The 23,634-nt window shown below is 60.5% G+C and carries 21 protein-coding genes; 12 read left to right on the forward strand and 9 right to left on the reverse strand.

All coding sequences use genetic code 11. From position 1 onward, the window contains the following. Window positions 1–100: 100 nt before the first annotated feature. Together PVT68_RS14295 and PVT68_RS14300 are read right to left on the reverse strand one after the other, a co-directional pair. Window positions 101–412 carry a cell division protein ZapA gene (locus tag PVT68_RS14295; RefSeq protein WP_280319155.1) on the reverse strand — a complete coding sequence of 104 codons (312 nt, stop codon included), beginning with the start codon at window positions 410–412 and terminating at the stop codon, window positions 101–103. Beyond that, window positions 412–615, reverse strand: coding sequence for a TIGR02449 family protein (locus PVT68_RS14300; RefSeq protein WP_280319156.1), 204 nt, complete (start codon window positions 613–615; stop codon window positions 412–414). Before PVT68_RS14300 ends, PVT68_RS14295 begins: the two co-directional genes overlap by 1 nt. A gap of 486 nt (window positions 616–1,101) precedes the next feature. On the opposite strand from PVT68_RS14300, the gene PVT68_RS14305 reads away from it, so the two are divergent. The 8 genes from PVT68_RS14305 to PVT68_RS14340 all read left to right on the forward strand — a co-directional run bounded on the left by PVT68_RS14305 (window position 1,102) and on the right by PVT68_RS14340 (window position 9,318). Continuing rightward, window positions 1,102–1,731 carry a UPF0149 family protein gene (locus PVT68_RS14305; RefSeq protein WP_280319158.1) on the forward strand — a complete coding sequence of 210 codons (630 nt, stop codon included), beginning with the start codon at window positions 1,102–1,104 and terminating at the stop codon, window positions 1,729–1,731. 17 nt (window positions 1,732–1,748) lie between these two features. Continuing rightward, window positions 1,749–3,083, forward strand: a complete 1,335-nt coding sequence (pepP, locus tag PVT68_RS14310; protein ID WP_280319160.1) for a Xaa-Pro aminopeptidase — start codon at window positions 1,749–1,751, stop codon at window positions 3,081–3,083. Continuing rightward, a complete protein-coding gene (gene ubiH, locus PVT68_RS14315) occupies window positions 3,080–4,402 on the forward strand; it encodes a 2-octaprenyl-6-methoxyphenyl hydroxylase (protein ID WP_280319162.1) in 1,323 nt (440 codons plus the stop codon). Before pepP ends, ubiH begins: the two co-directional genes overlap by 4 nt. A gap of 79 nt (window positions 4,403–4,481) precedes the next feature. Then, on the forward strand, window positions 4,482–5,717 hold the full coding sequence (locus PVT68_RS14320) for a UbiH/UbiF/VisC/COQ6 family ubiquinone biosynthesis hydroxylase (RefSeq protein ID WP_280319164.1): 1,236 nt from the start codon (window positions 4,482–4,484) through the stop codon (window positions 5,715–5,717). A 136-nt stretch (window positions 5,718–5,853) separates the two neighbouring features. Continuing rightward, window positions 5,854–6,921, forward strand: a complete 1,068-nt coding sequence (locus PVT68_RS14325; protein ID WP_280319166.1) for a rhomboid family intramembrane serine protease — start codon at window positions 5,854–5,856, stop codon at window positions 6,919–6,921. Between the two features lie 6 nt (window positions 6,922–6,927). After that, window positions 6,928–8,181 (forward strand): hemolysin family protein, encoded by a 1,254-nt coding sequence (locus PVT68_RS14330; protein WP_280319168.1) that lies wholly within the window; start codon window positions 6,928–6,930, stop codon window positions 8,179–8,181. 124 nt (window positions 8,182–8,305) lie between these two features. After that, window positions 8,306–8,593: a hypothetical protein gene (locus tag PVT68_RS14335; protein WP_280319170.1), complete on the forward strand. Its 288-nt coding sequence runs from the start codon at window positions 8,306–8,308 to the stop codon at window positions 8,591–8,593. 161 nt (window positions 8,594–8,754) lie between these two features. Further along, on the forward strand, window positions 8,755–9,318 hold the full coding sequence (locus PVT68_RS14340) for a CBS domain-containing protein (protein ID WP_280319172.1): 564 nt from the start codon (window positions 8,755–8,757) through the stop codon (window positions 9,316–9,318). Between the two features lie 18 nt (window positions 9,319–9,336). On the opposite strand, the gene PVT68_RS14345 is transcribed toward PVT68_RS14340, so the two are convergent. After that, window positions 9,337–10,014, reverse strand: coding sequence for a 2OG-Fe(II) oxygenase (locus tag PVT68_RS14345; RefSeq protein WP_280319173.1), 678 nt, complete (start codon window positions 10,012–10,014; stop codon window positions 9,337–9,339). A gap of 117 nt (window positions 10,015–10,131) precedes the next feature. Next, window positions 10,132–11,913 (reverse strand): SLC13 family permease, encoded by a 1,782-nt coding sequence (locus PVT68_RS14350; protein ID WP_280319175.1) that lies wholly within the window; start codon window positions 11,911–11,913, stop codon window positions 10,132–10,134. A gap of 317 nt (window positions 11,914–12,230) precedes the next feature. Between PVT68_RS14350 and gcvT the strand changes: the two genes are divergently transcribed. Then, window positions 12,231–13,319: a glycine cleavage system aminomethyltransferase GcvT gene (gene gcvT / locus PVT68_RS14355; protein WP_280319176.1), complete on the forward strand. Its 1,089-nt coding sequence runs from the start codon at window positions 12,231–12,233 to the stop codon at window positions 13,317–13,319. 69 nt (window positions 13,320–13,388) lie between these two features. Further along, a complete protein-coding gene (gene gcvH / locus PVT68_RS14360) occupies window positions 13,389–13,778 on the forward strand; it encodes a glycine cleavage system protein GcvH (RefSeq protein WP_280319178.1) in 390 nt (129 codons plus the stop codon). Window positions 13,779–13,862: 84 nt separating this feature from the next. On the opposite strand, the gene ptsP is transcribed toward gcvH, so the two are convergent. Further along, window positions 13,863–16,142, reverse strand: a complete 2,280-nt coding sequence (gene ptsP, locus PVT68_RS14365; protein ID WP_280319180.1) for a phosphoenolpyruvate--protein phosphotransferase — start codon at window positions 16,140–16,142, stop codon at window positions 13,863–13,865. A gap of 133 nt (window positions 16,143–16,275) precedes the next feature. After that, window positions 16,276–16,929, reverse strand: a complete 654-nt coding sequence (gene rppH, locus PVT68_RS14370) for an RNA pyrophosphohydrolase (RefSeq protein WP_328517451.1) — start codon at window positions 16,927–16,929, stop codon at window positions 16,276–16,278. A 271-nt stretch (window positions 16,930–17,200) separates the two neighbouring features. Here rppH and PVT68_RS14375 point away from each other — a divergent pair, with 271 nt between their 5' ends. Continuing rightward, window positions 17,201–17,893 carry a histidinol-phosphatase gene (locus tag PVT68_RS14375; RefSeq protein WP_280319182.1) on the forward strand — a complete coding sequence of 231 codons (693 nt, stop codon included), beginning with the start codon at window positions 17,201–17,203 and terminating at the stop codon, window positions 17,891–17,893. Between the two features lie 59 nt (window positions 17,894–17,952). Next, window positions 17,953–19,176: an imelysin family protein gene (locus tag PVT68_RS14380; RefSeq protein ID WP_280319184.1), complete on the forward strand. Its 1,224-nt coding sequence runs from the start codon at window positions 17,953–17,955 to the stop codon at window positions 19,174–19,176. A gap of 151 nt (window positions 19,177–19,327) precedes the next feature. Here PVT68_RS14380 and PVT68_RS14385 read toward each other — a convergent pair whose 3' ends face one another. From PVT68_RS14385 to PVT68_RS14395, 3 genes are all read right to left on the reverse strand, one after another. Next, the gene (locus PVT68_RS14385; RefSeq protein WP_280319185.1) at window positions 19,328–19,861 is read right to left on the reverse strand and encodes a DUF882 domain-containing protein; all 534 of its coding nucleotides are present in this window, start codon (window positions 19,859–19,861) and stop codon (window positions 19,328–19,330) included. Between the two features lie 488 nt (window positions 19,862–20,349). Continuing rightward, entirely contained in the window at window positions 20,350–22,098 is a 1,749-nt protein-coding gene (locus PVT68_RS14390; RefSeq protein WP_280319187.1) for a L,D-transpeptidase family protein, read from the reverse strand. A gap of 19 nt (window positions 22,099–22,117) precedes the next feature. Further along, on the reverse strand, window positions 22,118–23,479 hold the full coding sequence (locus PVT68_RS14395) for a L,D-transpeptidase family protein (protein ID WP_280319189.1): 1,362 nt from the start codon (window positions 23,477–23,479) through the stop codon (window positions 22,118–22,120). Between the last annotated feature and the right edge of the window lie 155 nt (window positions 23,480–23,634).

Genomic DNA, 23,634 nt, shown 5'->3' on the forward strand with positions numbered 1-23,634 from the left:
CTTGAGAACAATCTTGGCTAAACGCACTTTTCAGCAAAAAAGAGCTTTTTAACGATAGTCAAGTGCGCAGGGCGAATGCGGAAGAGGATGGCCGGAATTCTTAGAGGTTATCGAACTTGCTGAGAGCAGCCTGAACTTTTTCGTGCAGGCGGTCGAGCATCTGCTCTTCCACCGGCTGGCGCGCCAACTCTGCCTTGGCCTGAATCAGTTCGTGGGCGATATTAAGTGCAGCCATTACCGCGATACGCTCGGCGCCGATTACGGAGCCACTATTGCGGATTTTGGCCATGCGTTCGTTGAGCAGCTTGGCGGAGGCCTGCAGTCCAGCCTGTTCGTTCTCAGAGCAGGCAACGCGATACTCTTTGTCCAGAATCGTTACGGCTACGGCAAAATTGTTGGATTTGCTGCTCATCAGTTTTCTTGGTTCAGGCCTTTCAGACGGCTGATCATGTTTTCAACCCGACCGCGAGCCACTTCGTTGTTTTTGATCAGGCGCTGGCGTTCCTGCTGCCACTGGCTTTCCTGCTCACGCAGCGCGCGGTGGTCTGCAGCCAGTTGCTGGTACTGCTGGATCAGCGAGTCCAGCTTGTGTTCTAACGCCTGTAGTTTGTCCATATATCCTGCGTATTCGGTGCGCTGCCTACCCCGTGGCCGGTCAGTGTCGACCGGTAGCGGTTGCCGTGAGCGCTGGTTCCATTGTGCGCGCTATTCTTATTCGCTCACTGGTCCCGCACTCTAACCGTGACTTTTCCCTGCGGTTTGATTCGTCCAGCCGTTTATCCAGGCGGTTGGACACTGGCAACAAAAAGTCCGGGGCCACGACTGCGGGCGCCGGGGGATTCCGCTACTATATTGCCGGTGTATTGGGGGGTCAATTACCCCTTGCCGGAACAATGAACTGGCACGGGTAACTTCGCCGGTTCGATGGGGTAATCGCTTATTCGATCCCCTTGCGCGGGGCGCTTTTCCCGCAAAAATAGTTTTGATCAAAATGTCGGCAGTATGTTGACCGCTGTTTGCAGAGACGGGCTTTAAGAGCGGGGTCGGTTTCAGGCGCTCGTAGCGCATATCTGCAACAGTCCCGCCGCCGAAGGAGTCGTTATGTCCTCAGCAAAAATTTCGTTCGACAACCTCGCCAACCAGATTGTGGCTGCGGGAGGGCATATTGGGCCAAGCGAACTGCATGGCTTTATCTGCGGTTTACTGGCCACCGGCGAACGCCCGGATAAATCCCGCTGGCAGAAGGAACTCGCCGAGTTCCTCGATCTGGACGCGGTGCCTGCAGACCTTGCGCGAGATGCGCAGAACCTGGTGCAGGACAGCCTGACGGAGCTTTCCGATAGCGATTTTTCTTTCCAGTTACTCCTCAGCTCCAGCGACGACCTGGCCGAGCGCGGGCAAACTCTGTGCCTGTGGTGTGCCGGATTTCTGCACGGATTTGGCATCGGCAAATTTTCCGCGGAACTCTTGCCTACCAGTAGCGAGGCATTAAAGGATATTGCAGAAATTGCCCAGCTGGATGCCAGCGCCATGGAAAGTGACGCGGAGCAGGAACGCCAGCTGTTCGAAGTGCAGGAGTATGTGCGTATGGCAGCCTTGAATGTGTTTGTCGAGTGCAATGCTGGGCAGCAGGCCAAAGAAGCTGCCGGCAGCGCGCGCAAGCATGACGGGGACAGCGATGGCGCGGGCGGTGGCGAAAATGGAAAGCCCGATGGTCCCACGGTGCATTAAGTCAGTGACCTGAATTGATGAATATTACCAAGTCCGAATACGCCCGTCGCCGGCAACGCCTGCTTGAAGGCCTGCCGGCGAACAGCCTTGCGATTGTTCCGGCAGCCCGGGAACAGCTGCGCTCCCGGGATACCTTTTTTCCGTTTCGCCAGGACAGCGATTTTTTTTATCTCACCGGCTTTAACGAACCCGAATCTCTGCTGGTCCTGATTCAGGGGCGCGAGCAGGGGCAGGCGTTGCTGTTTTGCCGCGAGCGGGATGAGGAAAAAGAAATGTGGGATGGCCCGCGCCTGGGGCCGGAGCGGGCTGCGGAACAGTGTGGTCTGTGCGATGCATTTCCCATTGGCGACCTGGATGACATCCTGCCGGGGTTGCTGGAAGGGCGCGACTTGATCCATTACACCATGGGGCGCTTCCCGCAACTGGACCGCCGCCTGCAGGGTTACCTGCAAACCATTGGCTGTGCGCCGGGCACTCGCGGCGCGCCGGAAATGGTCAGCCTCGATCCGCTGTTGCACGACCTGCGTCTGTTCAAGAGTGCGGCAGAAATCCGCCTGATGACTCGCGCTGCCGAGATCAGTGCGCTGGGCCATCGCCGCGCGATGCAGCAGTGTCGCCCGGGCTTGTATGAATATCACCTGGAAGCCGAGCTGCTGCACGCGTTTACTGCCGCCGGTGCCCGCGAGCCTGCCTATCCGAGTATCGTGGGCAGCGGCCGCAACGCGCTGGTCATGCACTACTGTGCCAACAGCGCTCCGCTGAAAAGTGGGGAGCTGGTGCTGATTGATGCGGGCTGCGAGTACCGCGGTTACGCGGCGGATATTACCCGTACTTTTCCCGTCAATGGTCGTTTCAGTGGCCCGCAGAAAGCGGTGTACGAAATTGTCCTCGCCAGTCAGCAGGCGGCTATTGAGCAGATCGTCGCCGGCAACCACTGGGATCGACCGCATCTCGCCAGTGTGGAGGTCATCGCGCAGGGGCTGAAGGATCTGGGGCTGTTGAAAGGCACCCTCGATGGTCTGATCGAGTCCGGCGCCTACCGCCGCTTTTACATGCACCGGGTTGGCCATTGGCTGGGCATGGACGTGCACGATGTCGGTGACTACAAGGTGTACGGACAATGGCGGCAGCTGGAGGTGGGGATGACCATGACGGTGGAACCGGGCATTTACATTGCCAGTGACGAGAGCGGCGTGCCGGAAAAATTCCGCGGTATTGGTATTCGCATCGAAGATGATGTGGCGCTGCAGAAGGATGGCCCCCTGGTGATGTCTGTGGATGCCCCCAAAACCGTGGCTGATATTGAATACCTGATGGCGTCCGGGGATCTGGTTCAGGAGGCGTTACTGTGAGCGAACAGGATTTGATGAAAAACGACGGCGGGGTGGCAGATGCAAACGTGACACACGGAGAAGTGCAGACGGACGTGGCCATCGTCGGTGGCGGTATGGCCGGTGCCAGCCTGGCACTGCTGTTGTCGCATCACTGCCGGGCGCTGCGGGTGTGCCTGTTGGAGCGCCACGGGCTGCCAGAATCCAGTGCCAGTCTGCAGCTGCCGAGTTTTGACACTCGCGCAACGGCGATTGCCGCGGGCAGCCTGCGTATTTTCGAGACCCTCGGCTTGTGGTCACAGTTGCGCGAATTCGCCGCGCCGATCCGGCGGGTGCAGGTCTCCGACCGCGGTCACTCTCTCGGTGCGTCACTGGACGCAGCGATCGATGGGGCGGCCAGTGTCAATGGCATGCTGGGTGCGGTGATCGAAAATGCCGCCCTCGGTCCACTGCTCTACCGCGCGCTGGAGCAGACCTCAGTGGAAGTTGTGGCACCGGCGGAGGTGAGCAGCGTACAGATGACGGCCGCAGGCGCCGTGCTCAACTGGCGGTCTGAACCGGGAGCAGCCGCGCAAACCCTGCGCACCAGATTGCTGGTGGTCGCCGACGGCGTGGCATCGCCCCTGTGCCGACAGCTTGGCATCGGCGTGTCGGAGGTGGATTACCACCAGCATGCGCTGGTCACCACCGTTGGCCTGCAACGGGATCACAACGGTGTGGCGTTTGAGCGATTCACCGAAAATGGTCCCATGGCCCTGCTGCCATTGCCGCGCCGGGATGGCACGCACCGTGCGGCGCTGGTGTGGACCTGTGATGGCGAGGAGCGGGAGCGACTCGCGAGCCTGCCGGAAGCAGAATTTGTCCGCCACCTGCAACAGGTGTTTGGCTGGCGCGCCGGGCGCATTCTGCGGGCGGGGCAGCTGCAGGGGTACCCGCTCAAGTTATCGGTGGCGCGGGAACAGGTGCGCCGGGGATTGGCGCTGGTGGGGAACTGCGCCCACTTCCTGCACCCGGTAGCTGGGCAGGGATTCAATCTCACGCTGCGTGACTGTGATGTACTGGCCAGGACCATTGCCCGCGCTGTTACCCGGGAAGAGGCGGAAAATAGATCCGATTGCGGGCAAAGCAGCCCCGGCGAGCTAGACTTACTTCAGGCATATTGGCGCGACCGTCAACATGATCAGCAGCTGACCATTGGCTTCAGCGACCGTATCCCCCCCCTGTTTTCCTCGCGCAACCTGTTGCTGAGTGCACTGCGGCAGGCGGGATTGCTGGGGCTGACACTGGTGCCGTCCCTCCGCTCCGGATTTGCGCGCCAGGCTGCGGGACTTGCACTCTGAGCACCACGGCCCTATCACAATAGCTATTTATACGCGCGATCATCCATCTGGCGAACCGTCGCGGGGAGAACAACGGCCTATGAACAGACAGCGAATGGACGTAACCATTGTCGGTGGCGGCATGGTAGGTATGGCACAGGCCGCACTGCTGGCCGTGCGCCACCCGCAGTTGCGGATTTCGTTGCTGGAGGCATCCGCGATGGAGCCCAGAGTCGACCCGGAAAACTACGATGCCCGGGTAGTGGCGCTGACGGAAGCGTCCCGGAGCCTGCTGGAAGAAGTGGGCGCCTGGCAGCTGATCGCGGGCAAGCGCGAGTGCCCGTACACGCAGATGCGGGTGTGGGATGCGGAGGGCACCGGTTCGGTGTGGTTTGACTGCCGTGATGTGAAGCTCCCCAATCTCGGTCATATCGTGGAAAACAATGTGATACTGGCGGCGCTACGCACCCGTATCGACGAACTCAAGAATGTGGAGCTGGTGACTGGCTTCAAGCTGGAAAGCTGGTGGCGGGATTGTGGCCTTTGGCACTTGCAGTCGCGCAGCCCGGACCGCGATGCGGTTGAGGGGCTGGATCAGCAGTCGCCGGTGCTGACCACGCGACTGTTGATCGGTGCCGACGGCGCGCGCTCGCGGGTGCGGGATCTGCTGCGCATTCGCACCCGCGACGTGGAGTACCAGCAGACGGCACTGGTGTGTGTGGCCCGGTGCGAAGAGTCGCACCAATTCACCGCCTGGCAGCGATTCCTGGATAGCGGCCCCCTGGCCTTCCTGCCCCTGGCGGGGCTCGGTGACGACCGCCACTGCGCGGTGGTCTGGTCTGCTGACGACGCCCTTGCCCGGGAGCTGGTAATGCTGGATGACAAGGCATTTGCACTCAGCCTCGAAAAGGCCTTTGAGAGCCGCCTTGGTGCGGTGGACTCCGTCAGTGAGCGTTTTTCCTTTGCCCTGCGCGCGCGCCATGCGGAAGCCTACTTCGGCCCCGGCGCAGCGCTGATCGGCGACGCCGCCCACAGTATTCATCCACTCGCCGGTCAGGGGGTAAATCTCGGCCTGATGGATGTGCTGGTGCTAAGCGAAGAAATTGATCGCGCGTTGAAGCGGGATATCTCTCCCGCACACGCCTCGGTACTGTCCCGCTATCAGCGCCGCCGGCGCGGAGAAAATGCCGCGACCCTGAAAGCCATGAGCACGTTCAAATCGCTGTTCGGCGCCGGTGATCTGCACTGGCGCTGGCTGCGTAATACCGGTCTCAGCATGGTGGACGCCAGCCCGCTGCTGAAGAAGCGGATCATTATGCGGGCCATGTCCCTTTAAACACACCAGGGTATAAAAGCGCGGCAGTCTTGCCGCGTTTTTGTAGGTGGGCGGTTCTGCATTCGCCGTCGAACTCCGCGCAGAAAATTTGGTAGAGTCGCTCGCGGAAAGTATTTCGAATGAAAAGGACCAGCTTTTGAATAACTGGATCACCGTATGTGAATTTCCACTGCAGCAAGATCTTACTGCGGTGGCCGAATTTATTCGCCGTCATCAACTGCCTCTGCGGATCAGTGAGGAAAACAATCGCCAGTGTGTTGCCAGTCTGGTCCCGCAGCTGGTGGAGCCCATGAAGCAACTGCTGGAGCGCTGGCAGGCAGGTGAAGTGGACCTCGCGCACATCAAGGTACATGTGTATGAGGAAAGTGCTCCGAACGTGCCGACGCAGGATGATGAGGTGGCGGGCGCTCCCGGCTGTGACAATTCCCTGCCACAGGGCGATGCGGACACCGAGTCGTCGGGGGATAAGGAGGTTGATCCAGGCATAGGGGCGTCTGCCGCGCGCTATTCGGTGATTCCCGAGTGGCCCTTGCTGCGAACTCCGGTCTGTCTGGTCCTCATTGCATTGTGCTTTATTGGCTGGTTTCTGTTGCGTCAGGGCTGGGTGGAACCTCTGGTGATTTTTCCACAACAGGCTGGCGACTTTGAAGTGTCGTCTTCATCCCTGTCCTGGCACCTTGCCCGCGGCGAGTACTGGCGCCTTTGGACCCCGGCAATTGTGCATTTTTCCTTGCCTCATGCACTGTTCAACAGTCTGGGAATCTGGATTGTCGGTCGCTCGCTGGAGGCGCGTGCGGGTTCCGTGTTGTTCGCGCTGCTGGTGCTGGTCTGTGCCCCGGTAGCGAATCTGGCCCAGTATTACTGGGCGCCGCAGAATCTGTTTGGCGGCATGTCCGGAGTGGTTTACGGGTTGGTGGCGGTGGCGTTTGTGATCCAGCGCTGGCAGCCGGAATGGCGGGACGTGCCAACCTCGATCGTGTGGCTGGCCGTCGTGTGGCTGCTGGTGTGCATGAGCGGTGTGGTGGATTATTTTATTCCCGGCGGCATTGCCAATGCCGCGCACCTGGGCGGCTTCGCAGCAGGATTGGTGCTTGCACTATTGTTCTGTGTTGCTGGTGGTGCACACCGCTATTTCACCCCGCACGAAGTCCCACGCAAATCCTCGCAGGGTTCGCCGCGCGGGCAGACCCGCCAGAAATTCTGATTCCCCATGTTGCTACTCATCACATACGTATTGGTTGCGCTGGGGTTCTCCTTTCTGTGCTCGATTGCGGAGTCGGTTATCCTCAGTGTGACCCGGCCCTACATCAGTCTGTTGGAGCGTGAAGGACACAGGTCCGGTGGCCTGCTGCGGCAGCTGAAAGAGGATATCAATGCACCGTTGGCGGCCATCCTGACCCTCAATACGGTGGCGCACACGGTGGGAGCTGCTGGCGCCGGTGCCCAGGCAGCAGCAGTCTTTGGCAATCAATATCTAGGCATTGCCTCGGCCATTCTGACCCTGTTGATACTGATATTTTCCGAAATTATCCCCAAGACTCTGGGGGCGGTGTACTGGCGCGAGCTGGCGCCGATGACAGCCTACACGCTGCGCTACCTGGTGAAATTACTGAAGCCTTTCGTGTGGTTGTCGGAGTGGCTGACCCGGGGGCTGGCCCACGGGCCGACCATGACCGGCTTCAGCCGCGAGGAATTCGCGGTGATGGCGGAACTTGGCAAGGAAGAGGGCCAGCTCGAACAGCATGAATCCAGTATTCTGCACAATCTGTTCTTTACCCTGCGCGATCACACTGTCCGTGAAGTTATGACCCCGCGCACGGTGGTGTTTTCCCTGTCCCAGAATATGTCGGTGGGCGATGCCTACGAGCCGGTGGAAAAAAGCCGTTTCTCCCGCATTCCGGTTTACGAGCAGGATGATCCGGACTGCGTGGTTGGCTTCGTGCTCAAGCAGGATCTGCTGGCGGCATACGCCCGCGGTGAGCGCGATGGTTCACTGCGCAGCCTGCGCCGGACGCTGCTGATGCTGCCGGAAACCGCACCGATTTATCAGGCGTTTCACAAAATGCTGAGACGGCGGGTACAAGTCAGTGCCGTGGTGGATGAATACGGTAGCCTTGAAGGCCTGGTGACCCTGGAGGATATTCTCGAAACCCTGCTGGGGGAGGAGATCGTCGACGAGGCGGACAAGACCGCAGACCGCCAGGAGCTGGCCAAGCGTCTGTGGCGCCTGCGTGCCAAACGCTATGGATTAAGAGTGGACGAAGACGCACAGCGCGAGCAGCAGGGGCCGGAACCGCAGGAAAAACTGCGGGAGGAACTGCAGCAGGAGCTGCGCAACGCTGTCCCCGAAAGCGACAGTGGTACCAGGGACTCCAAGGATAAAGAGGCGGCAGGTGGCGGCCTTTCCACTGAAGGCAGTGACCGGGAGCCGCCCGCGAATCCGCCATCGGACCCAAAATATTGAACCTTTTGTCGCAAGCCCCTTGAAAAAGTGCTGCTTCGGGCAGATAACACTACCGTGCCCTGGCGCGCTGAGCGCTTCGGTGCGTACACTAGTAATAAGAACCATTTTTCTGTGAGCATGTAACGTGCGTTTTGGAATCCTGCTGATACTGCTGCAATCGCTGCTGCTGTGCGCCGAAGGGCGCGCGGAGTCGCCGTCGTTGCAGTTGGATTCCGCGGAAAAAATGGTGCGCCTGCTGTTGCCCGATAGCAGTGAGCCGCAGCCAGAGCCATCTGACGCCGCGGTGTTTGCGCAGGTACAGCCCATTGTTATAAACGGTGAAATTGCGGCGTTACCCTGCGCACTCACCGTTTCCCCTTCCTCTGCGGTACGAGCCGCCCACGCCATCCGCGGACCACCGCTCCGGCAATAGTTTTCTCTACCTGTAAATATTGTTATCGAATCCGGCATTGGCGGCTTTCCGCTTTGTCGCCAGTGCCGACAGAATAATCGGGTTGCGACCACTCGGGATTATTTTGCCTGTTCCCGTGACCGTTTGTTTGCGCCCGGAAAAAACCGAAGAGAATGATTGCCATGAAAAAACTGGATCTGATTCCGCTGCAGGATGCGGACAAGCTGGTTTTCCCGGAAGAATTTCACGAGCTGTCGCTGGACTCGCCAGCGCTCAAGTTCGTTACTGATTTCAAAAAGCACCATCCCGCGGTGCTCAGCGCCTCTGTTTCCGCCCTGGATGCGGCAGAGGTGTTGCGTATAGGCCACCTTTCCTGGGTGCTGGTGATGGATCACCACGGGGATTTTATCGGTCTGTTGGGAGCGGAAGATATTTCGTATCAGCGTTTGATGCAGCGGGTGGCCGCTGGGCAGAATCGCGAGGAACTCACTGTTGGTGACATGATGCGGCGGCGCAACCGCCTGAGCCAGCTCAGTTACCAGCAGCTGCACAAAGCCTCGATACGGGACGTTCTGGATACGCTGCGCCGCGGCGGTCTGCATCACTGCCTGGTGGTGGATACGGAGCAGCACCATGTGCGCGGCGTGATTAGCGCGGATGACGTGGCGGCGCGCCTGCACATGGATATTCCTATCGACAGGCCGGAAAGTTTCGCCGAGCTGCTGCGTGCGGTTGCCGCGGTGTAGTGAACATATGTCCGGCCCTCAACGGGCCGGGTCGATGGTTTCGCCGAGACTGTTGTTGACCCGGAACCAGCCGGTAACACTGTAGCGGGGGCGATGGCTGGTGAGCACCTCATGGGGAAATTCCTCGGACAGGAATACCACCATCTGCCCGAAGCGCGGTGCCACTTTTTCAATCACCTCGTCGCTATCCGGGGCGTAGATCTGTAGCTCGCCACCGTCCTTGGGCTGCCAGTTCGGGGTCAGGTACAACACTGTACTGACGATCCGGTTGGTGTTGCCCTTGAACGCGTCCAGGTGCTTTTTGTAGTAGCTGCCGCGGTCGTAGCGGGCGTAGTGGCACTCGTAGTCAAACAGCCCCAGGAACAGGCGGCGGTTCAGCCCCAGCCGCATTGTCTCTGCCCAGTTCAGATAGGCGGCTACCGCCGGATTGCTCCTGTCCAGCCAGAAAATTTCATCGGTGCGCACAAACTGGTTCAGCTGGTGCTCCTGCTCGCGGCCGATGCCGGCGGCCTGGAAGCGCGCTCGGTCAATGGAGCGGAAGTGGCGCAGCAGCGAACCCAGCAGAGCCGGCGGCAGTGGTGCGGGCAGTACGATATAGCCGGTCTCGCGCAGGGCGGCGGCGATGCGGTCCAGTGGATCGTCGCCGTCGGGGCCCTGGCGTCGGGAGGTGTCCGCAAGGGATCGCTCGGCGCTCAATTCAGGTCAGATTCCGAAAAAGGCTGCGGGGGAGGGGCGGCAGATAGCGCCAGCCAGTGCAGCGGGTTGAACAGGGCGGACTTTATACCGCCAGCCACCCCTTCGTGCCAGTAAAAATTAGCGGTTCAACTGAAGATCCCAGCCGGTCAACAAAATGGCGATAGTGACACCGCCTACCAGGAGGTTCATGGGAATGCCGACCTTCAGGTAATCGGAAAAACGGTAGCCGCCGGGGCCGTAGACCATCAGGTTGGTCTGGTAGCCCAGTGGTGTGGCAAAGCTGGCGGAGGCCGCCATCATCACCGCGAACATGAAGGGTTCCGGATTGAGGCCGGCACTACCGGTAATCTGCAGCGCGATGGGCACCATGATGATGGCCGCGGCGTTGTTGGTGACCATCTCCGTGAGCAGGGAAACACACAGGTAAATCAGCACCAGCATCAACCAGGGGTGTCCGTAGGAGAACGCGATTACGGTTTCCGCCACCGTCGCGGCGACGCCGGTTTTCTGCAGTGCGACGCCGAGAGCGAAAGAGGCGGCGATGGTGATCAGTACCGGCAGGTCGAGACTTTTCTGCGCCTGGTTGACGGAGCAACAGCGGGTTACCAGCATGGCACCGGCACCAATCAGTGAGGCATTCAGCATACTGATCAGCCCACTGCCGGCCGCCAACACAATCGCGATCAGGATCAGCCAGGCGGTGAGGCCTTTTTCATGGCGCGGGCTCTCCGCTTCCAGGTCATTGATCAGCAGGAAGTCCTTGCTGTAGCGCTGGCGCAGGGCAAAGCCCGGGCGCGCTTCCAGCAGCAGAGAATCACCTGCCTTAAGTTTGGTGCTGCCCAGGTTGCCGGAAACCCGTTGCCCGTTGCGCGCCACCGCGAGCACCGCCGCGCCGTAGCGCTTGCGGAAGTCGGCGTCGCGGATACTGCGGCCGAGCACTTCGCAGTGAGGGGATACCACAGCCTCCACCAGACGCCGCTCTTCCACGCCGGCTTTCCCCGCACTTGGTTCGTCGTGGTGGTCCGAGGGGACTATGCCGCGCATACGCAGCAGGTCGGAAATGGCCTCGGTTTCACCGGCAAATACCAGGCGATCGCCCCCGCGCAGCTTTTCCTCCGAGCGCACCGGTGTGATCGCCCGGTTGTCGCGCTCAATTTCTACCAGATACACCCGACGCAGGCCGCGCAGACCGGCGTCTTCCACCGTTTTACCCACCAGCGGGCCGCTGCTGTCGACGGCGACTTCCAGGGTGAATTCACGCAGGTTGCCAAAGGGTTTTTTCTCGCGGCGGTCTGGCAGCCAGCGGGGAAAGAAGACCAGCATAAAGACGATACCGACCAGTGCCGCCGGCAGGCCTACCGCGGCGATGGAGAACAGGGAAAACCCCTCATTGCCGGTGATGGCCTGGTACTGGCCGTTGACCACCAGATTGGTACTGGTGCCGATCAGGGTCAGGGTGCCACCGAGAATCGCACCGTAACTGAGGGGTATCATCAGTTTGGACGGTGCCACGTCAATGCGCTTGGCCCAGGCGTTGAGGGCCGGGATCATGGTGGCCACGACCGGTGTGTTGTTGAGGTAACCGGACAGTGCTACCACCGGTGTGAACACCCGGAGCATGGCGGAGCGTACCGACTTGGGGCGGCCCAGAATACTTTTCACCAGCATTTCGATACCACCGGAGGCGTGAATGCCGGCAGCGACCACAAACATCGCAGCCACGGTGATCAGGCCGCTGTTACTGAATCCGGACAGGGCTTCTTCCGGCGACAGAATGCCGCTGACACTCAACAGGGTGAGCGCGGCCATCATCACCAGGTGCGCCTGGATGCGGGTGAAAATCAGTGTGGCCAGTACGGCGAAGACGAGAAAAAGGGCAAACCAGCCGGACCAATCCATAGAGCGCGTTCGTTATCCGTGTATAAACTGGGACCTAAGCTACTGCAAAGCCTAAAGCGCCAAAAGAGTTTTTTTTGCATATCCATATAAATGCTGCAGCCACACCGACGATGGGGCGCCGCCCTGCCAATTCATTCGCTGCCATCAAGCCTGCTGAAGAAGTCCCCCTGGGGAAAATTTTTCACTGTGGCTGCTAGGCTTTGCAGAGTATCGGCGTCTGGTATCCGCTGCTGGGCGGCCGTTAGAATACGCGGCTAAATTTGGGGCTCCCCGGCGCTTGCACGGGGATCGAATCAGTACACAGGATTTTGCAGATAATGGGAAATAAAACCGCGCTTTACGATGCCCACGTCGCCATGGGTGGCAAAATGGTGGACTTTGGTGGTTGGGACATGCCGCTGCACTACGGTTCACAGCTGGAAGAGCACCACAAGGTGCGCAAAGAGGCGGGCATGTTCGACGTATCCCACATGACCGTGGTGGACGTGGACGGAGAAGGCGCGCGCGACTTCCTGCGGACCCTGCTGGCCAACGACGTGGCCAAGCTGGATGGCAATCCGGGCAAGGCGCTGTACACCGGTATGCTCAATGAGAACGGCGGCGTGGTGGATGACCTGATTGTCTACCTGCGGGATCCCGGCTATCGCGTAGTCGTAAACTGCGCCACGCGGGAGAAAGACCTGGCGTGGATGAACGAGCAGGCCAAGGCCTTTGATGTGACCCTGTGTGAGCGCCCGCACCTGGCAATGATTGCCATCCAGGGCCCCGAGGCCATCGAAAAGGTCAAAGTGGTGCTGGGCATCGATTGGACTTCCGCCATTGACGGTCTCAAAGTTTTCAACAGTGTCGCCCGTGGCGACTGGTTTGTCGCACGCACCGGCTATACCGGTGAAGACGGCCTCGAAATCATGCTCAACAACGACGATGCGGCGGGTTTCTGGCGTGCTCTGGCGGATGCCGGCGTGGCGCCCTGTGGCCTGGGTGCCCGCGATACCTTGCGTCTGGAAGCCGGCATGAACCTGTACGGCCACGAGATGGATGACGATACCTCCCCGCTGCAGGCCAATATGGCCTGGACCATCGCGTGGGAGCCAGAGAGCCGCAAATTTATCGGCCGCGAGGCGCTGGAGCAGGAAAAAGCGGCGGGCGTGGAAAACAAGCTGGTGGGTCTGGTGCTCGAAGAGCGCGGCGTTTTGCGCGCGGGCCAGCAGGTTGTAGTAGACGGCACAGATCGCCGCGGTATCATCACTAGCGGAACCTTCTCCCCCACTCTGGGCTATTCCATTGCCATGGCCCGGGTGCCGGTGAGTGTCGGAGATACGGCACAGGTCGAAATCCGCAACAAACTGATCCCGGTGCGGGTTGTGAAACCAAGTTTTGTACGCAACGGCAAGCCTCTGGTGTGAGCGGCAGCCGTCGCCCATCAGCCTGAATTCTGAATACACTGATTAGCAGCTTATTTGAGGGAAATACCCATGAGCGAGATTCGCAGCGAATTGAAATACGCCTCCAGCCACGAGTGGGCGCGGCTGGAAGAAGACGGCACGGTTACCGTCGGCATCAGCGACCACGCCCAGGATGCCCTGGGTGACGTGGTCTATGTGGAAACTCCGGAAGTGGGTCAGGTTCTGACTGCCGGTGAGGAAGCGGGTGTAGTGGAGTCGGTAAAAGCGGCCAGCGACATCTACTCGCCGATTTCCGGTGAAGTGGTTGCGGTAAACGGTGCACTGGAAGACGAGCCGGAAACCGTCAACTCCAGCCCTTACGACGATGGCTGGTTCTTCCGTATCAAGCCGAGCGATGAAAGCGAGCTGGACAAGCTGCTGGACGCGGAAGCCTACAAGGCCGAGAGCGACGAAGACTGATTGTTTTCTCTCTCTCCGCACACAAAACGCCGGGCAATTGCCCGGCGTTTTTGTTTTTTGTGTGGTCTTGTGGCGGCGCGGCTGTCAGGTATCTGAGCTTGCCTCTTTGCGTTGTGGTTGCACCAGGCCACCGATGCCGAGGTCCTGCAGGTAGCCCCGCAGTTTTTCCTCAATCTGCTCCGGGCTTTCCATTTGCAGCACCTGCTGCAGCAGCCGATCCAGGTCCGATTTATTCACTTCTCTGAGGGCTGCCTTGACCCGTGGCAGGTTGGTGGCGTTCATGGAGAGAACGTCGTAGCCCATGGCCACCAGCAGCATGGCGCCGCCCGGATCGCCGGCGAGCTCGCCACAGATACCTACCTTGGTGCTGGTCTCGTGACCTGCGGTGACTACCTGCAGTAATGCCTGGATCACCGCCGGGTGGAAGCTGTGATAAACCCCGGCCACGCGGCTGTTATTGCGGTCCACTGCCAGCAGGTACTGGGTGAGGTCGTTACTGCCCACAGACATGAAGTCGACCCGTTTCGCCAGCTCCCGCGCCTGATACACCGCCGATGGCACTTCCACCATGATCCCCAGTGGCGGGCGCTGGATGGCATAGCCTTCGTCCAGCAGCTCGTCGTAAGCGCGGTCTACCAGCTTGCGCGCTGCTTCCAGTTCACTCACACCGCTGATCATCGGCAGCATGATGCGCAGGTTGTCGAGTCCCAGGCTGGCTTTCATCATCGCCCGCACCTGGCCAAGGAAAATCTCCGGGTGGTCGAGGGTGACGCGGATGCCGCGCCAGCCCAGGAAAGGATTGGTTTCCTCGATGGGGAAATAGCTGAGAGCCTTGTCGCCGCCGATATCCAGGGTGCGCATGGTGACCGGGCGCGGGGCGAAGGCCTGCAATTGTTCGCGATAGATTTCCCGCTGTTCTTCTTCCGACGGGAAGCGGTCCCGCAACAGGAAGGGTACCTCGGTGCGGTACAGGCCCACGCCCTCAGCACCGCGCTCCAGGGAGCGCACCACGTCTGCCATCAGACCGGTATTCACCCACAGGCGCACCCGGTGGCCGTCGGCGGTTTCGCCGGGAAGTTTCGCGAGGTGATCGAGATTGCGGGCCAGCTCGCGCTCTTCTTCAGCGATGGCGTCGTAGCGGCGTTTGAGCTCCGGCCCTGGGTTGATGTACAGCTCGCCGCGGTAGCCGTCGAGAACCAGGTCCGCGCCGTCGATTTGCTCCCAGGGCAATTCCTGGGCCCCCATAACTGCTGGCACACCCATGGCGCGGGCGATGATGGCCACGTGGCTGTTGGCGGAGCCCTTGATGGAAACCAGTGCGGCGAGCTTTTCCCGCGGCACTTCCGCCAGTACCGAGGCAGTGAGTTCCTCTCCTACCAGGATGGTGTTTTCCGGGTAGTCCCGATGCGCATGCTCCTGCTGGCGAAGGTGTACCAGCACTCGCGCGCCCAGATCGCGCACATCCGCCGCGCGATCGCGGAAGTAGGAGTCGGACATCGCTTCGAAGCGTCGCACATGCTCCAGCATCACTTCCGCCCAGGCGCGACCGGCGGTGATTTTCTGGCGGATGCGCTCGCATACTTCGACGGCGATGGAGCTGTCGTCGAGCATGCTGATGTAGGCGTCGAAGAGGGCCCGCTCCTCTTTGTTGAGGTCATTCTTGAGGCGCTCGCCCACCTCGCGGATTTCATTGCGGGCGGCGCCCAGCGCCTGGTGGAACAGGGCCAGTTCGCCCTCGATATCGGTGCTTAAGGCGAAGGGCACGGTGGCCAGATTAGCCGGTGGGGCGACGATATGGGCGCGGCCGATGGCGACCCCGGGGGATGCGGCGATACCGGAGAATTTGGCTTCGTTGCGCTGCTGGCCCATGTTAGCCAGGGCACCGGTGGCCTCGGCGTGGGCAATCACGCCGGCGAGCTGTGCGGAGAGGGTAACGAGAAAGGCTTCTTCACCTTCGTCGAAGCGGCGCCGCTCAGTCTGCTGTACTACGAGAACCCCCATTACCTCCCGGTGGTGGATGATGGGGGTGCCGAGAAAGGCCGAGAATCGCTCCTCTCCGGTGGCGGGGAAATACTGGAATGCGGGGTGGGCTTCGGCGTGCTCGAGGTTGATGGGCTCTTCGCGGGTGGCCACATTACCCACCAGGCCCTCGCCGGGGGCCAGATGCACCTGCCCCACCGCGTCCTGGTTCAGGCCCTGGGTGGCCATCAGCACGTAATTGCCGGTTTGCTTGTCACGCAGGTAAACCGAGCACACCTTGGTGTGCATATCTTCCCGCACCCGCCGGACGATAATGTCCAGCACCGAGGGCAAATCCCGGGCGGCGTTGACTTCCTGAACGATACTGCGCAGTGATCCGAGCAAAGTGGCTTTCCTCGCCGATAATCCGGCACCGCCCACTGGCGGCGTCCGTCGCTGGGGGCGCGCTGACCGGCGGCAATCTGGAGCTGTGCACTCCTTTGCGGGGATTGGCCGCCCCGGGTTTATTTTCCCGGGTTTACTGGTCGCGCTTGTGCCAGCGTCTCTCCAATTGTATTTGTGTGGGCGCGAGTTCGGTGAGTGCGCGCCGGTAGACCTCCCGCTTGAAGGTCACGACCTTGGTCAAAGGGTGCCAGTAACTCACCCAGCGCCAGTGATCGAATTCCGGTTTGTAACCGTTGTTGAAACTGATGTTGCTTTCTTCGGCATTCAGCTGCAACAGATACCATTTCTGCTTCTGGCCGATACACACCGGCTCGGAGCGCTTGCGCACCAGCCGCTGCGGCAGGCGATAGCGCAGCCAGCCCCGGGTCGCGGCGAGCAGGGTGACCTGCCCTCGGGTCAGGCCGATTTCTTCATACAGCTCTCGATACAGAGCCTGTTCCGGGGTTTCACCGGGGTTGATCCCGCCCTGGGGAAACTGCCACGCGTCTTTGCCGCCAACCCTGCGCGCCCAGAGGGCCTGGCCGCGCTCGTTCAGGACAATGATACCGACGTTGGGGCGAAAGCCCTCGCTGTCGATATTGCTGCTGTTCCCTGAAGTGATGCCAGTGCTTTCCGCGTCCGCGTTGCGGGCGTTTTTACCGGCACCGGAGTGTTCCTGGCGCGCGGAGTTTCTGGCGGGTCTGCGGCGTTTTTTTCGCCCGGCGGGAGTCTGCTTGCCGTCGCCCAAAATACCGTCCTCAAATTTTTCGGCGCGGCCCGATTATGTTGTTTGTTGCCGGGCGCACCATATTGTTCCGCATTGTTCCACAGCGGCCGAAATACGGCAATTCAGTGACGCTCGTCCGTGTAACCCAGGTCACACCGGGGTAAAATCTTCCGCCTTCGGGTGCGGCTAACCACGGCGTTGGTGGGGCTATGGGGGCGGGTGCGGCGTTGAAATCTGTGAAAAGGACTCGCTGCGCGTCAGCAGTACCCTATATTCAATAAAGGAGATTTTTGTGCAGTTGGCGATCTTTGACCTGGACAACACCCTGATCGGAGGCGACAGCGATCACGCCTGGGGCGAGTTTCTGGTCGCACGGGATTGTGTGGACGGCGACCGCTTCCGCAGCGAGAACGACCGCTTCTATCGCGACTATCAGGACGGGAAGCTGGATATATTCGCGTACCTGGCGTTTGCCCTGGAGCCCCTGGCACAGATCTCCCGCGGCCAGCTGCAGAACCTGCAGCGGGAATTCATGCAGGAAGTCGTCAGCGAGATCTGGTTGCCCCACGCCGAGACTCTGATTCAGCGGCATCGGGAGGCGGGCCACCATATCATGATCATTACCGCGACCAACCGCTTTGTGGTGGACCCCATCGCAGCACGCCTCGGGGTGGATACCCTGATTGCTACCGAACCGGAGGAGGTGGACGGCAAGTTCACCGGCCAGGTGGCCGGCCACCCCTGCTTCCAGGAAGGTAAGGTCCTGCGCCTGCAGCAGTGGTTGCAACAACACCCGCAGTACGCAGCCGGAGAAAAGTGGTTTTACAGTGACTCCATCAACGATCTGCCGCTGCTGCAACAGGTGGAGCACCCGGTAGCCGTTGACCCGGATGTGCGCCTGCGCGATGAAGCGCTGCAGCGGGGCTGGCAGGTGATCAGTCTGCGCGGTGAGCGGGAAGCGTTCGCCAGTGTACTGGATCTCTGATCTGTCCGAAGTGGCAGCGCAGTTTTTTGAGAAACAGGTTCAGGGTATTGGGAGTTCATGTGAAATACGCAGTCAACAAGCCCCAGGGTTCCACAGGCAGAGCTCTGCCGGCGACATCGTTGTTGGCGCTGGCGCTGTGTGGCGCCTTGCTTGCGGGCACCGGTTGTGAGCGCAAGGTAGCGGATGACGCCGACGTTGCGCAGGAAGCGCCCTCGGCACCGGTACAGGCAATCAATGCCGCTGCGGCCGAAGCCTTTGCCAGTGCTTACTGGCAGGGAGGGCAGTCCCAGGTCATCGATGCCGAGGCTGCGGCTCAGGCCCTCAGCCGCGCGGTGGTGCAATTGCTGGAATCCCCCAATGAAGACCATCTGGAAACGGCCAAACTGGCGTGGCTGGATGCCCACCGGGAACTGGCTGGCGCGCTGACCTTTATCAAGCTGGCCTTTGCGCCGGCGAATTTGCAGCAACAGGGTAGCGAGCTGCAGTTGGCCCTGGACAGCTGGCCCGCCCAAGCGGGTTATCTGGATACGGTCCCGGGCTACTCCGCCAGTGGTATCGTCAACGATACGGCCATTGAACTTACCCTCGCCAATTTGCGCAAACAGCACCGCTTGACGGCACACGAAGAGGCCAGTACCGGCTTCCACGCCCTCGAAGTCATGTTGTGGGGGCCGACCAGCGAGCGCGCTGCGGAACAGTTCGTCACGGCCACAGGCGGTGAACAGCCTGAGCAGCAGGCATCCAACCGTCGCCGTGAACTCACCCGGCTGATTGCCCAGGGTATCAGTGAGGATATGTCGCGCCTGGCGGCGCGCTTGCCTCTCGCCGCCAACGATCTGTCGCAGCCATTCATGGCCCTGAGCCCTGCTGCACGCCTGCAGCGGATCCGCATGATCCATGTGGATATATTGCGCAATGAGGTGTTGCCGCGGATGCCGGAAAGCTCTGAGAGCGATGTGGAAAGCGGTCTCGCAGCGGACTCCAAACAGGCGCTGCTGGCGATACTGCGCAGCCTGCAGGTCAGCTGGTTACCGGAGGGCGGTGGCGGTCTTGCGGATCTGCTGCTGGACCGGCACCAGACCGCTGCACTGGCACAGACCTTTGCACAACTGGAAGAGCGGCTGCTGAAAATGGAAGACCCGATGGAACTGGCGGCGCCGGCAGAACTGCAGCGCAGTCGTCATCAGGTCGAGGCTCTGTTGGGGCTGATGTCCGGCGATACCCAGGTACCGGCGCGGGAAGAAGACATGACCCCGGTTAGTATGCCGTTGTCGGCGGAGTGAGTGGCGTATCCGTTCCGAATTACGTGGCGGTAGCGGTGCCGGTTACCTGCGCGGGAATCTAAGAAGGCCAATCGTGCCTGCGTATTTATTCAGGAAGACACAAAAAACCCAGGCAATGCCTGGGTTTTTTGTGGTCGGCCGTTGCCGCTGATTACCAGCGACGAACCGGGCCGGTGTCGACGTGTACGAAGTTGCTCTTCGGGTAGTAGCCCACTCCGCCGGCCTTCAGGTCCAGCGCCGCCTGGCGCAGCTTGGCCAGGGAGACACCCGGCATGCGGATATCCAGAGCCATGCCGCGGGTGTGGTAGCTGCGTCGCGCTACACCGCGACCAGCTGCACGCAGCTTGGCGTTGGTCTTGGGCGAACGGTAGCCGGAGATAATCTCGACCTCACCGTTGTAGTTCAGCTTCTCTTTCAGCTTGTACACGATGTCGAACAGTTTCGGGTCCATGCGCGTTACTTCGTTGGCGCGGTGGTCGCGCAGCAGGCGGTTGAACTGTTTCAGGCCGCTGCTATCGTAATCGCCATCCGCCCAGTAGGAAGTATTCAGGCGCTCACCGGTGTGCAGGTTGCGCATTTTGAGGGAGCGCGACTTGCCTACTTTGGCCATCGCGGGGCCGGCTGAAACCGCCGCCGCGGTAGCTGCAGAAACCGCCAAAAACTTACGTCTGGAAAGTTCTTTCATACCCTGTTACCGCCTTTGGTTTAGTAGTGAGTGATGCCTTGATGGGCTTCAAAATTCGAGCGGCGTGCGGGGCCTCTCGTCATGGCTGCAATGTACAAAAAATAGACATTGGTTACAAACCGAGCAGCCTTAATGACAAAAAGATCAAAAAATAGCCCCGCCATTTTTTTCTAGCGTGCTACGGCACAGGGATTTTTTTTGCCCAGATGGGCGAAAAACTCCCACCAAAATAGATGACAGCGTTGTCACAAATGGAATTTTGTTTTTCTGCGACTCGCTGGTTCGGGTTCCGGGCTGAGTCCCCAGAGGGTGAGGATTTGGTGACAAAACCTACATTGGGAAGCCGCTATAGGCAGCTGTTATCGAAAGTTCGGGAAATGTAGGGTCACGGGTTCCGGGGCAAGTGACGGGTGCTGGCGGACAGGATGCTCAACTCATAGGGAGAATTGTGCCGGGATGTGCGTTTGGTCGTGAGACGAGCGTCCGGGTCACTCATCCCGGTGGTAGATGTCCGGGCGAAATTGAACGCGCCCCATAGAATCCACCCAGGCGGTCAGGTAGGCAATGAACAGTTTGGGCGGCTTGTTCACTTTGATGGTGATGGATTCATCCCCGGTGGTTGCCTGAGCCACTCGGGTTCTATCCCAGCCCTGGTCGCTGAGCAGTGCGTAGGCCAGCTCCTCTGGCTGTTGAAGACGGATACAGCCATGGCTGTAAGCCCGGTGGCGGTGCTCGAACAGGCTTTGCGCCTGGGTGTCGTGGAGGTAAATGGCCTGTTTGTTGGGGATGACGAATTTGACCCGGCCGAGGGTGTTTCCCGGCCCTGAGATCTGGCGCAAGGTGGCTTTGCCGCGGGCAGCGCTCTCGATGCTGTCGTCGCTGATGGGGGTGGTGGTGTTGGAGCCGTACTTCACCACCCGGTAGCCGCGCTTGTGCATCGCCTCGGGATTGTTGCGCGCCTTTGGCAACAGGTCGGTGAGCAGGATACTGCGCGGCACCGTCCAAGTTGGATTGAACACCACCGACGTCAACTTTGTGGTCATTTCCGGTGTGCGTTTGCTGCTCCTGCCGACCACGGTTTTCATGGACAGGATGACCCGGCGCTGATCAATCAACTGCAGCTGGTAATCTGGCACATTGATAAACACATAGCGCTCGCCGGGATCCGAGGGCAGCTTGTCCCAGCGTTTGGCATTGAGCTCGAGCAGACGTGCCAGCTCCAGCGGGGGGCGCGCCAGCTCTCTGAGGGTGGCGCGGTCAGCGTAGCCGCTTACCTCCATACCGTGGCGGCGCTGGTAGGACTCCACCGCCAGTTGCAGGGCGGCGCCAAACTGCTGTGGGTTGTTGCTGATGGGGATGACCGGGCCGAGGGGGCCACTGTAGTCCCCGTACTGCTGCAGCAGGTTGCGCAGTTGGGCTACGCGCGGTCCCTGATCGCCGGGTCGCATGGGCGAGCCCTCTTCGATGGGGTGCCACTGCTGCGCCAGCAGGCGATAGTGGTCGGCCTGGGCGCGCAGGGCGTCGCCGGCGGTGGCGAAGTCGATGGCTTCCCCGGGGACATGGGATTTGGGTTCATGGGCAGCTGCATTTTCCGGTGTCCCCTGTACGGGTTCTTCTGAGGCTTTTTCGGGGGGCTCGGTGGGCTTTTCTGGTGTTGTTTGCGCCGTTTCATTGTCGGGCTTTTCTCCCGGAGCAGTATGCTCAGCCGTTTTTTCGTCGGTCGTTTTCTCGGGGACTTCTGGCCCCCGGGTGTCTATCGACCCGGCGGATTCCTGCGTTTCTGTGTCGGGCTTTTCTGGCTTTTCCGGTTCTGTTATTGGCGGGCTCGGTTTTTCGTCTTGCGCGGTCTGTTCTGGCTCGCTGTCGGCGCGCCCTGCATCGTTTTGGGTGTTGGAGTCCGCTGCAGAGTTTTCCTCCGTCTTGGCAGCTGCTTCCGGTGCTGCTATCTCTCCATCACCGGGGTCTGAGGCTTCGGTAGTATCTTGATCTGCATCTTCCCTTTCTTCCGGTTGTGTTTCCGTCGCTGGAGGTTCGTTTCCTTCGGCTACCACCGGTGCCTGTTCCTGAGCGGGTTTTTCTTCTGCCTGGACGCCGTCCCTCAGAGTGCCGAAGGCGAGCTCACTCAGTGGCAGCAGGGCACAGAAACCGAGTGCCGCAATCGCTGTGCTGAAATTCGCCGGCTTTTTGGGCGGGCAGTTTGGTTGTTGCTGTTGTCGCGCACTGTGGTAACTGCTCATGGGGACCCCCAAAAAAATGTCACTCTGCCTCACCGTCGTTCGCGTCGTCAGCGTTGCCTGCGCTGGTTCCAGCGGGGCGGTCGAGGCCGTAGACGTCGGGGCGGAAATTCAGCAGTCCTTCTTCATCCACCCAGGCGGTCCAGTAAGTGATGTGTACAGGAATGGGCTGGTCCAGAGCTACCGAGCGGGTGCGGCTGCCGCTGGAATAGCGGGTCAGTCTTTCATTGCTCCAGTGGCCGGGGCGGCCCTGGCTGGCGAGTACGATTTCCGCCAGCTCCTGGGGTTTTTCGAGACGAATACAGCCATGGCTGAAAGCGCGCTGGCCGCGGCTGAAAAGCTCTTTTTTCTGGGTGTCGTGCAGGAAAATGGCCTGCTGGTTGGGGATCAGGAATTTGAAACGCCCGAGGGCATTGCCTTCGCCGCCGCGCTGCTGCAGGGCCACACTGCCCAGGCGCAGGGCGCGCAGATTCCCGCTGCTGAAAGGCACAGATTTGCCGCGGTTATTCACCAGCCGGTAACCACCAGCGGTGAGATTGGCGGAGCCCTTGGGGAGCAGCTCGTGCACCGCGATGCTGGTGGGGACCGTCCAGGTGGGATTGAAGATCACCCGGGTAAGGCGGGTGCTCAGTTGCGGTGTCTTGTGCTTGGTTTTGCCCACCACCACACGCATGCGGTATTGCTCCCGCTCGCCTTCCATCAAACGCAAAGTGAACTCGGGAATATTGACGTGGATATAGCGCGGTCCCAAATCCTTGGGGATCTGCTGCCAGCGGGTCAGGTTGGCTTCCAGTGTGGCGAGACGCTGTGCTGGCGGTGTGTTCAGGTGCTCCCGGGTTGTCCGGTCCACGACCCCGTCCGCGCGCAGCCCGTGGCGACGCTGAAAGCGCTCGACGGCGGTGCGTACCCGATTGTCGTAGGTGTCAGCGGCAGATGTGTTGGCCGCGGCGCTGCTGTCGAGGGCCGCTGTGGCCATATCGTCACTCAGTGGCAGATCGCCGTATTGCATCAGCAGGCTGCGCAATATTCGCACTCTCGGGTCGCGAACACCGGGGGCCAGGGGCTGGCCCGCGGGCAGTGGTTGCCAGTTTTCACCCTGGCTCAGGGCCTGGTAACGGGCGAGCTCTTCACGCATCAGCGCGTATTGGCGGCCGTAGGGGGTAAATGGGCTGTAGGTCGCGAGCAGAGAGCTGTCTCTGGTGGCCGGCTTGCCGGGGTTGGCACTCGCCTCCCCATTGTTTGACGCTTCCTGAGGGGGGTTAGCCGGTGCCTGTGCTCCTGTTTCTGCCCCCGTTTCCAGAGACAGGGAAAGAATCACGGCGGCGCCAATTCCCCAGCGGATACCCCGTTTATTACCCAGTTGATTGCGCGATGCATCGCCCATAGCCAGACCCCTGATACCAATCGAAACCACCGCGGGGAATGTGCGCTGTTGGTCAGCGGTGATTCCGGGCGGATATGCCTCTCATTGGTAACTTGTGACCGGATTGGCGCCAAATAAGATTGGGGTATGCGGAGGAGGGCTTTGTGACGCTTTCG

The sequence above is a fragment of the Microbulbifer bruguierae genome (assembly GCF_029869925.1).
In the GTDB taxonomy this organism is placed as follows: domain Bacteria; phylum Pseudomonadota; class Gammaproteobacteria; order Pseudomonadales; family Cellvibrionaceae; genus Microbulbifer; species Microbulbifer bruguierae.

Coding starts and splice junctions, on each gene's coding strand:
- PVT68_RS14295 (WP_280319155.1), bottom strand. CDS start 412: ATGAGCAGCAAATCCAACAATTTTGCCGTAGCCGTAACGATTCTGGAC.
- PVT68_RS14300 (WP_280319156.1), bottom strand. CDS start 615: ATGGACAAACTACAGGCGTTAGAACACAAGCTGGACTCGCTGATCCAG.
- PVT68_RS14305 (WP_280319158.1), top strand. CDS start 1,102: ATGTCCTCAGCAAAAATTTCGTTCGACAACCTCGCCAACCAGATTGTG.
- pepP (WP_280319160.1), top strand. CDS start 1,749: ATGAATATTACCAAGTCCGAATACGCCCGTCGCCGGCAACGCCTGCTT.
- PVT68_RS14320 (WP_280319164.1), top strand. CDS start 4,482: ATGAACAGACAGCGAATGGACGTAACCATTGTCGGTGGCGGCATGGTA.
- PVT68_RS14330 (WP_280319168.1), top strand. CDS start 6,928: ATGTTGCTACTCATCACATACGTATTGGTTGCGCTGGGGTTCTCCTTT.
- PVT68_RS14340 (WP_280319172.1), top strand. CDS start 8,755: ATGAAAAAACTGGATCTGATTCCGCTGCAGGATGCGGACAAGCTGGTT.
- PVT68_RS14350 (WP_280319175.1), bottom strand. CDS start 11,913: ATGGATTGGTCCGGCTGGTTTGCCCTTTTTCTCGTCTTCGCCGTACTG.
- gcvT (WP_280319176.1), top strand. CDS start 12,231: ATGGGAAATAAAACCGCGCTTTACGATGCCCACGTCGCCATGGGTGGC.
- gcvH (WP_280319178.1), top strand. CDS start 13,389: ATGAGCGAGATTCGCAGCGAATTGAAATACGCCTCCAGCCACGAGTGG.
- PVT68_RS14385 (WP_280319185.1), bottom strand. CDS start 19,861: ATGAAAGAACTTTCCAGACGTAAGTTTTTGGCGGTTTCTGCAGCTACC.
- PVT68_RS14390 (WP_280319187.1), bottom strand. CDS start 22,098: ATGAGCAGTTACCACAGTGCGCGACAACAGCAACAACCAAACTGCCCG.
- PVT68_RS14395 (WP_280319189.1), bottom strand. CDS start 23,479: ATGGGCGATGCATCGCGCAATCAACTGGGTAATAAACGGGGTATCCGC.